Consider the following 11,705-nt stretch of genomic DNA (forward strand, 5'->3'; position numbering starts at 1 on the left):
AATATGGTGGACTATGTCTACTATATTGTCCAGTGAGTGGCGGTAGCCGAGACGGTCGATACCGGCACCACCTTGGCGCTGCCCAGCATTCTTGACCTTTATGATCTGCAAAATGCCAGGCGGTCCCGCTTGACGTTTGGTCAGGAGCGGACCCGGCGTTTTGCGTTTTGGGACAAGTTCTCCAACTGTCCCGCTAGCGCCCACTTGCGGAGCAACTTTCGCGTGCTTAAAAGGCGTGCAGTTTCAAATCGCGTCGGAGAGGACCAATTTCGTGGAACAGGTAAATACCCAAACCGGTAAGGGCCGGACCAAAGCTTTATGGGCGGCGGTTGCGATTATTGCTGTTGCTGCTGCAGGCGTCATCGGGGGTAAGGCCTTCTACGAAGCAAAGGTCAGCGAACTCGTTGCTCGCACTGGCGCAACTGCCCGTTCCGTTGAGGTTGATTTCCTCGGGCAGATTCATATTCGCGAACTGGCCTTGCCGCTTGCCGATGGCAAGAACATCCGGATTGCAGCTATCGATGGACGTCCAAAATTTCCTTTCCTGGATGGCGCACTGGAGCTGAACGACATCAATGCTGACGTGCCAACCGGCAAGATCTCGATGGCGCATGCGCGTGTCGAGAATGCCGCGTTCACAAAACCGGATGCGGCTGAAGTATCCGGAGACGGAAATGCCAACTCTTTGCCTAAGCGCATAGAGCGCTTTGCAGCAGAGCGTATTTCCACGCCTGAGATGACATTCACGCAGTCCATCGCCACCACCGAGCAGAAGACTGTTTATAAGAACGTAGCCTTTTCGGACATCGCCAAAGGCCGGGTTGCCCGATATTCCATCGACAATGCCAGCTACGACATCCAGATGGATCTACCGGACAGCACTGGCGCGATGAAAAAGAAGCACTTGGTCGTATCAACCGGCGCCGTAGCCGGACAGGACTTCGATGCCGCTTACCTCGCAAGGCTCTATACGGAAAAAGCGGGTCCCGAAGATAAGGACGCAAAGCTTCTCTATGGCCCGCTTTCCGTCAGCAAAATCTCGTTCTCGGACGGAGACGGTCATTTCACCTACGATGAAATACGCAGCGACGGCTTCAGCGCCCGCATGCCGGCCGAGCCGCTTCTGGAAACGATGAACGCGCTTTCGGCGGCCAAAAATACCGACGAGCTTTCACCTCAGGAACGCCAGGCAATTTTCGCCAAGGCCCTGTCCATTCTCGATATGATTGGCAAGAGCAACATGCAGTTGCTCGGGTTCAAGGCCGACGCGCCTGATGAAAGCGAAGGGGCTGCCGGTAAAAGGGTCAAGGTCGGCATTGATCGTATCGATATGCAGATGGACAGCCGTAAGCTCGACTTCGGCCTGAATGGCATGTCGATCGGAAATGGCGTCGACATGATCGAAGTCGCCGAGGCAAGCCTCAAGGGCTTTGACTGGAGTTCCACAATCGAGAGTCTCTCCAAAATCGTCGGGCTTGACGACAAGCAGATCGAGACTTTCCCGTTTAATCACCTGATACCGGAACTGGGCACCGTCCGCGTCGGAGGCATCAATGTTGACGTCGCCGCCCCGGAACAGACAGACGACGAGACTGGTGAAAAGACGGAGGGCGTGCCTGAGCGCATCAAGTTCACGCTCAGGAATTTCGAGATGGGTCTGACAAAGCCCTTTAACGGCATACCCACAGATATCGTGATCAGGCAGGATGACCTTTCTCTTCCGATCCCGGAAGATTCGACCGAGGAAGTTTTTGTCGAAGCCCGCAAACTGGGTTTCGAGGCACTCGCCCTGTCTTATGCCCTTGCCGCCGGCTGGGATGAACCGAACAAGAACCTGGTGATCCGGGAAATCTCCATGCGCGGCAAGGATATTGGCAGCGTCAATTTTTCCGGTCTGGCGAGCGGGTTCACGGAGGAGTTCTTCTCCTTCGACACCAATCGTACTCAGGCCGCCCTCCTGGGGCTCGCGGGTCGCGAGGTCAAGCTGACGATCAAGGACGAAGGCATGATGGCCAAGGCTATCAAGCTTTACGCTCTGCAAAACGACATGACCGAGGATCAAGTGCGCGGTGTTCTGACACTCGTGGCAAGCGCGGGGTTGCAGCAGATCGCAGCTGAACAGCCCAAACTCAAGAGTGCGGTGGACGCGTTGCTTCGCTTCATCAACAACCCAGGTACTCTTACGGTTACCGCCCGCTCCACTGGACCAAATGGCCTTGGTCTTTTTGATCTGGTTGCAGCGTCTGAAAACCCGATGCTTCTTCTCGACAAGGTCGATATCCAGGCGACGGCCGAGTAAGTCGTCCGATCGCACCCCCAAACGGTTCAAGCTCCGGTTCTCGGAGCTTGAACGCACCGGGCGCGGACCTTCTAGCAAAGCTTAGATGCGCCGCGCCTTGATCGTGTTCATGACAAAGCTGGTCTCGATGGTGTCGACGCATTTCAGCTTCGCGATCTTCTCCTTGATGAAGCGCTCGTAGTCCTCGAGCCCACCGCACATGACCTTGAGCATGTAGTCCCTCGAACCCGTGACGAGATGACATTCCAGAACCTCATCCCAGTCCAGAACGGCCGCCTCGAACATCTGGATTTCGTCATCGTGCTGGCGACTGAGACGGATGGATGCAAGCGCGGTCATCGTCCATCCCTCGATTGCCGGATCAACGATCGCGGAATAACCTTTGATCACCCCCGTCTCTTCCAGCCGTCGCAGCCTCCGCAGACATGCAGATGCCGACAGGCCGACTCGCTCGGCAAGTTCGTTGTTGGTGATCCTTGCGTCGGCAGACAGCTCCTTGACTATCCGCCGGTCGATCGGATCTGCAATTTTTTGCGACATAAAGCACAATTCTCCGCAATGTATTGCTTCATCAGACATATCCACGCTTCAGAATGCAAGGTATTTTGACTTGATTGGATGTAAGCTGCGGACAGTTCAACGTGTGTTGAGGAGGACCTTCCGCAAATGACTGCACCGCATCCGTCTAAAACCCATATCGGCAACCACGCTCTCCATCCTGAAACCCAGATGCTCAATTACGGCTACGATCCGGAATTGTCGGAAGGAGCGGTGAAGCCGCCTGTGTTTCTGACCTCGACCTTCGTCTTCAAGTCGGCGGAGGACGGTCGCGACTTCTTCGACTATGTCTCCGGCCGCAAAGAGCCGCCCGCAGGCAGAGGTGCAGGCCTCGTCTATTCGCGTTTCAACCATCCCAATAGCGAGATCGTCGAGGACCGCCTTGCCGTTTACGAACGCACCGAGAGTTGTGCGCTCTTCTCGTCCGGCATGTCCGCCATTTCGACGACGCTTTTCGCCTTCGTCCGGCCCGGCGACACCGTACTCCATTCCCAGCCTTTGTACGGCGGCACTGAGACGCTGCTGGCAAAGACCTTCCACAATTTCGGCGTTTCGGCGGTGGGTTTCGCCGACGGTGTCAGCGAGGCCTCGGTAATATCCGCCGCAGAGGCTGCGATGGCGAAAGGCAGGGTGTCCGTCATCCTCATCGAGACCCCCGCCAACCCGACAAACAGTATTGTCGATATCCCCATGATCAGCCGCGTTGCCGACGTGATCGGCCAGAAGCAGGGACACAGGCCAATCATCGCATGCGACAACACACTCCTCGGTCCGGTGTTCCAGCGGCCAATCGAGCACGGTGCCGATATCTCGCTCTATTCACTGACAAAATACGTTGGCGGGCACTCCGACCTCATTGCCGGAGCAGCGCTCGGTCGCAAGGATGTCATGAAGCAGGTGAAGGCATTACGCGGAGCGATCGGCACCCAGCTCGACCCGCATTCGTGCTGGATGCTCGGGCGCTCGCTTGAGACGCTACAAATCCGCATGGAGCGGGCAAACAGCAATGCCAAGGTGGTGGCCGAGTTCCTGAAGGCGCATCCCAAGGTCGAGAAAATCCATTATCTGCCGTTTCACGATCCGGCGTCCCCGGTTGGCAAGGTGTTTGCAGATCAATGCACCGGTGCGGGATCGACCTTCTCGTTTGACATTGCGGGCGGGCAGGCAGCGTCTTTCAAATTCCTCAACGCTCTCACGATATTCAAACTCGCGGTCAGCCTTGGCGGTACGGAATCTCTCGCCTCCCATCCTGCAACGATGACGCATTCGGGTGTTCCGGCCGACGTCCGCCAGCGCATTGGTGTGCTTGATTCCACGATCCGGCTGTCAATCGGCATCGAACATCCCGACGATCTGGTCGCCGACCTGACCCTCTCTCTGGATGCCGCCTGACGAAGAGGCAAATGCCGCTCCTCACCGACTGCAATACGTATGGGTTTTTCAGTACATACGAAACACGGAAACCAACGTAGTGCAGGAAGGCGATAAGGGGAGCGGCGTTACCTTCCGCTACGAGTGGAGCCAGTCCCGAACCGGCAATATGATACAGAAGCGGCGAATGACGGGTTGAGATGGCGTCGGGCAAAGGGTATCAGGTGCCTCAATTCCAGGCGGACCTCCCGCAAGCAACAAGGCTTATCCTGACATGATCCCGGATTTTCTCGTCACCCATTCCGGTGGCTTCCATGCCGACGAACTGCTGTCCAGCGTCATCCTGACCCGACTTTTCCCGCAGGCACGCATCGTCCGCAGCCGGGCGCCGGAATGGATCACCCCCGGCGTGGACCGCATCATCTACGATGTCGGCGGCGCCTATGACGCGACAAGCAGGATATTCGATCACCATCAGCGCGGCGCGCCGCTGAGGGATGACGGTCAGCCATATAGTTCATTCGGACTGATCTGGAAGCATTTCGGCCGGGACTATCTTGCCGCCTTCGGCATCCCCGATGAACATGTCGAAACCGTCCATACCTCTTTCGATGGCAGCTTTGTGCTGCCGGTCGATCTGGTCGACAATGGTGCGGTCAGCCCGTCCGTCGCCGGGCCGCTGGTTGCGCTGACGCTGCCTGTCCTGCTGGAAACTCTGAAACCTGTTTTTGACGAGACCGACCCCGAAGCCGATGATCGCAGTTTCCACGCGGCGCTCGTCATTGCCCGCAGCTTCGTCGAGGCGAAAATAGCCAAAAGCGCTGCGAAACTGCGCGCCGAGGCGCTTGTAATGCAGGCTATCGTCGATGCCGGTGAAGGTCATATTCTGGAATTGCCGATGGGTATGCCGTTTCGGCCCGCCATTGTGAAGGCGGGCGCCGACAATCTGCTGTTTGTCGTTCACCCGCGTGACAAGGACTGGTGTCTCACCGGTATCCGTCGCGCAGATGAAGGCTTTGAACTGCGGGCAGACCTGCCTGCGGCATGGGCTGGCCTTACAAATGGCGATCTGGAAGCCGTTTGTGGCATTGAAGGCGCGAGTTTCTGCCACAACGGCCGGTTTATTGCCGCCGCCAAAACCCGTGATGCCGCACTCGCCATGGCAGAACTGGCTGTGAAAGAGGCGATCTTGCCTGCTACCGTAGTTTAGTTCATTGAACAACGGAACATGAGTAGGAGATCGCCCGGAAGGCGGGCCGGCGAAGCATATCAAAGGATATGCCCGCAAATGTCCTTCGGCCCGCATCACTGGACTCTCCTCCTCCACGCCCAACCGGGAACACCGTGTTCGTTCCCGATAATCTACGGAGCCGTCACTTTGTCGGCGACCGCAGCACTATTGGGCAGCAGGAACAGGACTGCGATGGCGCATAGCGTCGTCACCGCGGCAAGCCACCAGCAAAGTGTCGAAAACGCAGTCTGATAGGCATCCCGCAACAGGTCGTCCCCGATGTGGGACGATATTGCCGCTGCACCCGCCAGGTCGCCCACTGCCAGACGCTGACCTGTCTGATACAAGAGGGGCGTAGACACAGGCGCCAGCCGTCCTAGGGATGCCGAGGTCAATGCCGACAGGGCGGCGCTGACGACTGCAAGCGCGATGCCCTCACCGGCGACCCGCACGGTACTGAATATGCCGGTCGCCATTCCCGCACGCTCCACCGGCACGACGCCAACGGACAAGCCATCCATCAGGCCCCATGGCAGGCCTGCGCCCACCCCGATGACGAGCATGGGCAGAACGATCATGGCTCCATCCTCTGCAGTGAAGCCGGCAAGCCAGACGAGGCCAGAGGCGGCGATCAGCAGGCCGATGCCGCAGAGCATGCCCGGCGAAACATGACGCGCCAACATCGTCGCGACTATAGGCACCACCAGCATCGGAGCCGACAGTCCCAACATGATAAACCCCGCCCCGATTGCTCCTTGTTGCTCGATACCGATGAGGCGCAACGGGATGATAACAAGAAGAACAACGAAACAGGCGCAGGTGGCGATTGGCAATAGCTGCACCCCCACGAACCGCGGATAACGGAACAGCGATAAGTCCAGCATCGGTCGCGCCGCCCGCATTTCGATCAAGACGAAGGCTGCAAGCGAAAACGCAAATCCTGTGCTGAAAGCGATGATACCGTTAGACCCGAGAACAGGCAGTTCGATCATCGCAACGGTGAAGAGGGTGAGTGTGAGGGTAAAGCTTGCAGCGCCCAGCCAGTCGAGTTCCGCCGCATTGGGATCCCTCGTTTCACGCATCCGTGGCGGGCCGAGGATCAGGGCAAAGAGGCCGATCAGGCCGCCGGCAAGGAATATTGCCCGCCATCCGACCGTTTCAATCATCAATCCCGTCAGCAGCGGACCAGATGCAAGACCGACGCCGAAGGTCGTTCCAAGCAACCCAAAGGCACGCGTCCTAGCGTGGCCGTCGAATTCCTGCGCAAGTGCGGCCGTACCTCCGGCCAGGGCCGCGGCGGCGCCCACGCCTTGACCGGCACGTAGCAGATCGATGATCCACACCGAAGGCGCAAATCCAAGCGCAAAGGAGAAGCCGGTAAACAGCGCAAGGCCGATCAAGAACACCCGCCTTCTGCCATATCGATCTGCCAGCGCGCCTGCCGCCATCAGAAGACTTCCGAAAGCCAGCATGAAGGCATTGGTGATCCAGGTGAGGGATGCAGGCGATCCCCCGAGGTCCTGCCCGATCGCCGGTGTGGCAACCGCACCGGCGGAGAAGTTCAAAGGAAGGGTCAAGGCGGCAAGACACACCGCCACCAATACCGAATTCCGGCTGACTGAGGCTCTATGAGGGGCGTCGTTCATGCGAACTCCAATCGTGAAATGGCATCGCGACACCAAGGTCGCGTATCGGCATCCATCCTCATCAGACGACATGAATTCGACAATCGGCCTCACGGGCCTTTCATTGCGGATTAAAATTCTCTAATCAGTGACAATGGATAAGTTGAGCGAGATCGATGCCTTCGTCCGGGTTGCCGAAAGGCTGAATTTTGCCAAGGCCGGGCAGAGCCTGGGGCTGTCACCTTCTGCTGTCGGAAAGAGCGTTGCCCGACTGGAGGCATCTCTGGGCGTACGGCTGTTCAATCGCACCACCCGGCAGGTCTCTCTGACCAATGAAGGGGCAATGCTGTTTGAGCGGTATCGGTCCATCCTGACCGATCTGCGCGACGCACATGAAGCAGTAACGGACAATCTGGCCCTGCCCCGCGGCAGTCTGCGCGTGACGCTTCCGACAATCGGATACCGCTTTCTGCTGCCGATCGTGCCTGAATTTCGCCGGCGTTATCCCGATATCGATCTGGAACTCGACTTTAACGACAGGCGCGTCGATCTGATCGAGGGCGGCTTTGATGCTGCAATCCGCAGTGGCGAGCTTGATGATTCCAGCCTGATAGCGCGGCGTCTTGGTCCATTCCGCTTCATTTTATGCGCGTCGCCGGACTATTTTCAACGAATGGGCACGCCCCGGCACCCCAGCCAATTGCCAGAGCATGAAGCATTGCGCTTCCGCTTTCCGACCTCCGGCAGGTTTCAGGAATGGCTGCTGGAAAACGGCGACAACCCCCTGTCGAGCATGCGTATCGCCCTCACCTGCGGTAATATGGAGGCGATAAGGGCGGCGGCGATTGACGGGATGGGGCTCGCTTACATGCCTGAATTCCTGGCGACGGACGCCATCAGGGATGGCTTGCTCGAGACGGTCCTGAACGAACATCTCGCCGCACCAGGCCAGTTTTCAATTGTCTGGCCATCAGCCCGCTTCATGGCGCCGCGGCTGCGCGCTTTCATCGATTTTGCGATCGAAAATCTGTTTGTCGAAACGTGACTGGAGTATCTGCGCTTGACAGATGCCGGCGGGCTTATGCGCGCCGGTGGAGTTCGTCCATTGAAGCCATCGGCGGACTAGTACGGTGCATTTCTTGACCGATAAGACGGTGGTGGGTAGATAAAGGATGCAGATGAGGAGTTTATGACCATGGACAAAGATCGCCGATAATCCGGACTTACGTCGATGACAGCGCAGTCTTTTTAAAACGACGCGTTGGCTAGCTCAGCATTTGCATCAAAGGAACATTCATGCCCAGACTTTCTGGAAAGACCGCACTCGTGACCGGCGCGGCGCGCGGAATTGGTGCGGCTATCGCCCAAGCGTTTGCTGACGAGGGCGCACAGGTCATCGTTACCGATATAGACGTGGATGGCGGCTTGTTGACCGCAGGCTCAATCGGCGGGAGGTTTGTCCGTCTCGACGTCGCATGCGAGGCAGACTGGGCGAAAATTGCCAGTCAATTTCCCAAGATGGACGTCGTCGTCAACAATGCGGGAATAACAGGCTTTGAAGGACCATTCGAAGGGGCCCCGCCAGCCCATGATCCAGAAAATGCCCAACTTGCTGATTGGCACAAGGTCCATGCGGTCAACCTGGATGGCACCTTTCTGGGCTGCCGTTATGCAATCCGCGCCATGCGAGCAAATGGTGCGGGGTCGATTATCAACATTTCCTCACGCTCAGGGCTTGTCGGAATTCCAATGGCAGCGGCCTACGCCTCATCCAAGGCCGCCGTCCGCAACCACACCAAGAGCGTGGCCCTATATTGCGCCGGTCAGGGCCTGAACATCCGGTGCAATTCAATTCACCCTGCAGCCGTGATGACACCGATGTGGGAGCCGATGTTGGGAAATGGCCCGGATCGCAAAGATCGTGAAGCCGCGCTGGTCAAAGAAACGCCCATGCAACGCTTTGGCAGGGCCGAGGAGGTAGCCGCACTCGCAGTCCTGCTCGCATCTGACGAGGCAACTTATATGACTGGGGCCGAACTGAACATCGATGGCGGCATTCTTGCAGGATCAGCCGCAGCACCGGGAAGCTAGAATAACGGGCTATGGGATGACCGAACCTTTTTGGTTCATTGCACCCATTATGATGGAAGATAGTAAAGGTCGAACTTCCACCGACCAGTTCTGTGGCACCACCGGCAAACGCGTCAAAACCTTGGATCATTTGGGAAGAGTTCGGCCCAAATGACTGATGACGGCAATTGGCGCAAACCGATCAATCTATGCGTTGACGATCGTCGCTAAAAACTCAAGACGCACCCAGATGGAAAAGGCCCTCCCGGTTCGGAGAGGGCCTGTTTTCATTACCATCGATAGTCGCGACGGTCTCGCCATTCGCGATGTTCGCGCCAATCTCTGCGCTCGCGCCATTCTCTGCGGGCCTGACGTTCACGCCACTCCCTGCGGGCTTCCCAGCGATCACGTCTGTCCCAGCCACGCTCATATCTCGGCGGTCCATTGGGCCGGCAATATCCGCGCGGCGATAGATGAAAGCCGCGTCCGCAAGCATAGTCCACACTTTGAACGTTGGATGCCAGGGGTGCGGCCGGTTGACCGACAGGCATAGCGTTCGCGCCACTGCCGAACAGGGCACCGAGAATTATTCCAGCGCTTAAAATCATCTTACGCATTTCATCTCCCTCCTTCCGGGATGGAGGGATTTAGCGCCCTTGCCGGTGAACTGTGGCTGAATGAATCTTGATGTTTTCGTGGCAAAAACTCCACAATTGTGGCAGATAACGGCTTCGCGTTCCGACCGCTGCGAAAGGGTGAAGCGGCGTCAAGGCGGCGCGGCTCACTGCCCCGCCCCAGTCAATGCAGACCTGTTATTCTTTTATGTGCCAGTGGTTTGAAGGGGCGCGATGTATCCCCTCCGGTTGCAGTCCCGCGGTTTTCGTCATAGTCCTCAAGCGAATGAGGAGACGGTGATTGAACCCCAATCTGGACACTAAGCCCGAACCAAAGCCAAAGAGCAAACGCCTCATCTGGCCTTGGGTGCTGTTGGCCGTTCTAACGCTTGCAGCCGTTCTCACGCTTGCGGGCATCTATATTTACAGGGAGCTGACATCGACGGCCGAGGATCTGGCTCGAACCTGGCGCGACCTCGTGCAATTGTTCTGGCTGATAATGCCGGACCGTCAGCCCTAATCTTGGGTAACAGAAAGGCGCTGGTGGCAAAGCCTCAGCGCAGCATGGAATCCCAAAAAAATTGAAGAGTTTGCGGCGGCGGTGTATCGGATGGCAAACTCTGTTTTTGGGAACCTGAATGCAACCGTCTTTTAGATTGCCGCCGCTGGAGGCGCTTGTTGTTTTTGAGGCAGCGTCCCGTTTGGGCAGCTTCTCCCGCGCGGGCAACGAGCTGGGCCTGACGCAGAGCGCCGTCAGCCGGCAGATCGGCAAGCTGGAAGCGTTCATTGGCTCCAAGCTTTTCGAGCGCGTGCCGACAGGCGTGCGACTGACGACCATCGGCGAAAACTACTCGATCGATATATCGCGGCTGATCCTCGATATCGCAAGTGTCACGGACGGCGTCCGCTCGTGGACCGGCGCCAGCCAAATCACCATCGCCTGCTCTCGCGGGATTGCGGATCAATGGTTCATGCCTCGCCTGCAGAAACTGAAACGCGATATTCCCGGCATCGAATTGCGGGTGCGGGTAACTGACGATGTGGCACATCTGCGTCTGGATGAATTCGACCTGGCTATTTTCTATCGCAAGGAAAGACCGATTGGCGTCTGGCTATCGGAACTCGGCCAGGAGGAGGTCGTCCCCGTTTCTGCCCGCGGCATGACCAATCTTATGGAGCAGAGGGCACCGGTTTTGATCTCCATCGAAGATTCGATGCGGGAATGGCAGGATTGGAGCGACTGGTGGCGCTCGTCACACCTGTTGCCGCCACAGGATGCAATCCAGTGGAAACTCGGAGACTATGGCCTCTGCGTCGCGGCGGCATCGCAGGGGCTTGGTGCAACGCTTGGGTGGACCTGGCTCATCCGCGACCAACTGGACAGCGGAGCGCTCGTTCCTGTGCATTCCCATGCCATGCGCTCGGAAGGCAAATTTTACCTGATGCGACCGGCAGATCGCCACCAGCGTAAAATTGTGCGCGAGGTTTCCGATTGGCTGATTGCAGACAACCATAAAACCGCGCGCTGAAACCCGTCATGCCTGCGCAGGAGGTGTCTTGCGGCGCCGGTCCAGGAGGAACCGCGCGTAGCCGATGATGGTGAACAGCAGCCAGGCGACCTGTGAAATCAGCGAGCCGAGGTTGAAATTCCATATCAGCGAGTAGATCAGAAACACGCCACCCAGAACGTTTAAGAGAGTGTAGCGCCAGTCTTCTATCGTCAGAAGTCGTAGCTGCAACAAGGCATAGGCGAAGAGATAAAAAAACGCTCCTGCAAGGCCGACAAGATCCGCTAGCCCCATTTGTATCCACTCCATAAACACGCCCGCCCGGCGAGCGCCTGCTACACCGGACCCGCTCCGGCGCATCCCTTTACTCCGCTTCGCAGATAACCGGATGCGCTCAGATTTCATGACCCCATGCGCAAAAATCATACC

The 11,705-nt window shown here is 57.6% G+C and carries 11 protein-coding genes; 7 read left to right on the forward strand and 4 right to left on the reverse strand.

Translation table 11 applies throughout. The features are described from left to right. The first annotated feature begins 271 nt into the window (after positions 1-271). A complete protein-coding gene (locus tag GH784_RS05945) occupies positions 272-2,299 on the forward strand; it encodes a hypothetical protein (protein WP_323131466.1) in 2,028 nt (675 codons plus the stop codon). Between the two features lie 81 nt (positions 2,300-2,380). On the opposite strand, the gene GH784_RS05950 is transcribed toward GH784_RS05945, so the two are convergent. After that, positions 2,381-2,839 (reverse strand): Lrp/AsnC family transcriptional regulator, encoded by a 459-nt coding sequence (locus GH784_RS05950; protein ID WP_013761333.1) that lies wholly within the window; start codon positions 2,837-2,839, stop codon positions 2,381-2,383. Positions 2,840-2,965: 126 nt separating this feature from the next. On the opposite strand from GH784_RS05950, the gene GH784_RS05955 reads away from it, so the two are divergent. Continuing rightward, a complete protein-coding gene (locus GH784_RS05955; RefSeq protein ID WP_112391039.1) occupies positions 2,966-4,249 on the forward strand; it encodes a cystathionine gamma-synthase family protein in 1,284 nt (427 codons plus the stop codon). Between the two features lie 253 nt (positions 4,250-4,502). Next, on the forward strand, positions 4,503-5,438 hold the full coding sequence (locus tag GH784_RS05960) for an MYG1 family protein (protein WP_153793273.1): 936 nt from the start codon (positions 4,503-4,505) through the stop codon (positions 5,436-5,438). A 152-nt stretch (positions 5,439-5,590) separates the two neighbouring features. Here the strand turns inward: GH784_RS05960 and GH784_RS05965 are convergent, their stop codons facing one another. Continuing rightward, positions 5,591-7,105, reverse strand: a complete 1,515-nt coding sequence (locus tag GH784_RS05965; RefSeq protein WP_246670448.1) for an MFS transporter — start codon at positions 7,103-7,105, stop codon at positions 5,591-5,593. A 133-nt stretch (positions 7,106-7,238) separates the two neighbouring features. Here GH784_RS05965 and GH784_RS05970 point away from each other — a divergent pair, with 133 nt between their 5' ends. Next, on the forward strand, positions 7,239-8,129 hold the full coding sequence (locus GH784_RS05970; protein WP_038493677.1) for a LysR family transcriptional regulator: 891 nt from the start codon (positions 7,239-7,241) through the stop codon (positions 8,127-8,129). Positions 8,130-8,380: 251 nt separating this feature from the next. Beyond that, on the forward strand, positions 8,381-9,175 hold the full coding sequence (locus GH784_RS05975; protein WP_038493680.1) for an SDR family oxidoreductase: 795 nt from the start codon (positions 8,381-8,383) through the stop codon (positions 9,173-9,175). A gap of 269 nt (positions 9,176-9,444) precedes the next feature. On the opposite strand, the gene GH784_RS27725 is transcribed toward GH784_RS05975, so the two are convergent. Next, positions 9,445-9,771, reverse strand: coding sequence for a GCG_CRPN prefix-to-repeats domain-containing protein (locus GH784_RS27725; RefSeq protein ID WP_013761339.1), 327 nt, complete (start codon positions 9,769-9,771; stop codon positions 9,445-9,447). Positions 9,772-10,069: 298 nt separating this feature from the next. Between GH784_RS27725 and GH784_RS05985 the strand changes: the two genes are divergently transcribed. Together GH784_RS05985 and GH784_RS05990 are read left to right on the forward strand one after the other, a co-directional pair. Further along, complete coding sequence (locus GH784_RS05985) at positions 10,070-10,288, forward strand: hypothetical protein (protein ID WP_003517716.1); 219 nt, start codon at positions 10,070-10,072, stop codon at positions 10,286-10,288. 118 nt (positions 10,289-10,406) lie between these two features. Next, on the forward strand, positions 10,407-11,297 hold the full coding sequence (locus tag GH784_RS05990; RefSeq protein ID WP_013761341.1) for a LysR substrate-binding domain-containing protein: 891 nt from the start codon (positions 10,407-10,409) through the stop codon (positions 11,295-11,297). A gap of 6 nt (positions 11,298-11,303) precedes the next feature. On the opposite strand, the gene GH784_RS05995 is transcribed toward GH784_RS05990, so the two are convergent. Continuing rightward, positions 11,304-11,570 (reverse strand): CBU_0592 family membrane protein, encoded by a 267-nt coding sequence (locus GH784_RS05995; protein ID WP_003517727.1) that lies wholly within the window; start codon positions 11,568-11,570, stop codon positions 11,304-11,306. Between the last annotated feature and the right edge of the window lie 135 nt (positions 11,571-11,705).

The sequence above is a fragment of the Agrobacterium tumefaciens genome (genome assembly GCF_009649785.1).
GTDB classification, from domain to species: Bacteria; Pseudomonadota; Alphaproteobacteria; order Rhizobiales; family Rhizobiaceae; genus Agrobacterium; species Agrobacterium tumefaciens.

What these genes read in the sequence shown, in the direction of transcription:
- GH784_RS05950 (WP_013761333.1), bottom strand. Translation starts at nt 2,839, where the DNA reads ATGTCGCAAAAAATTGCAGATCCGATCGACCGGCGGATAGTCAAGGAG.
- GH784_RS05975 (WP_038493680.1), top strand. Translation starts at nt 8,381, where the DNA reads ATGCCCAGACTTTCTGGAAAGACCGCACTCGTGACCGGCGCGGCGCGC.
- GH784_RS05995 (WP_003517727.1), bottom strand. Translation starts at nt 11,570, where the DNA reads ATGGGGCTAGCGGATCTTGTCGGCCTTGCAGGAGCGTTTTTTTATCTC.
- GH784_RS05990 (WP_013761341.1), top strand. Translation starts at nt 10,407, where the DNA reads ATGCAACCGTCTTTTAGATTGCCGCCGCTGGAGGCGCTTGTTGTTTTT.
- GH784_RS05965 (WP_246670448.1), bottom strand. Translation starts at nt 7,105, where the DNA reads ATGAACGACGCCCCTCATAGAGCCTCAGTCAGCCGGAATTCGGTATTG.
- GH784_RS05955 (WP_112391039.1), top strand. Translation starts at nt 2,966, where the DNA reads ATGACTGCACCGCATCCGTCTAAAACCCATATCGGCAACCACGCTCTC.
- GH784_RS05970 (WP_038493677.1), top strand. Translation starts at nt 7,239, where the DNA reads ATGGATAAGTTGAGCGAGATCGATGCCTTCGTCCGGGTTGCCGAAAGG.
- GH784_RS05960 (WP_153793273.1), top strand. Translation starts at nt 4,503, where the DNA reads ATGATCCCGGATTTTCTCGTCACCCATTCCGGTGGCTTCCATGCCGAC.
- GH784_RS27725 (WP_013761339.1), bottom strand. Translation starts at nt 9,771, where the DNA reads ATGCGTAAGATGATTTTAAGCGCTGGAATAATTCTCGGTGCCCTGTTC.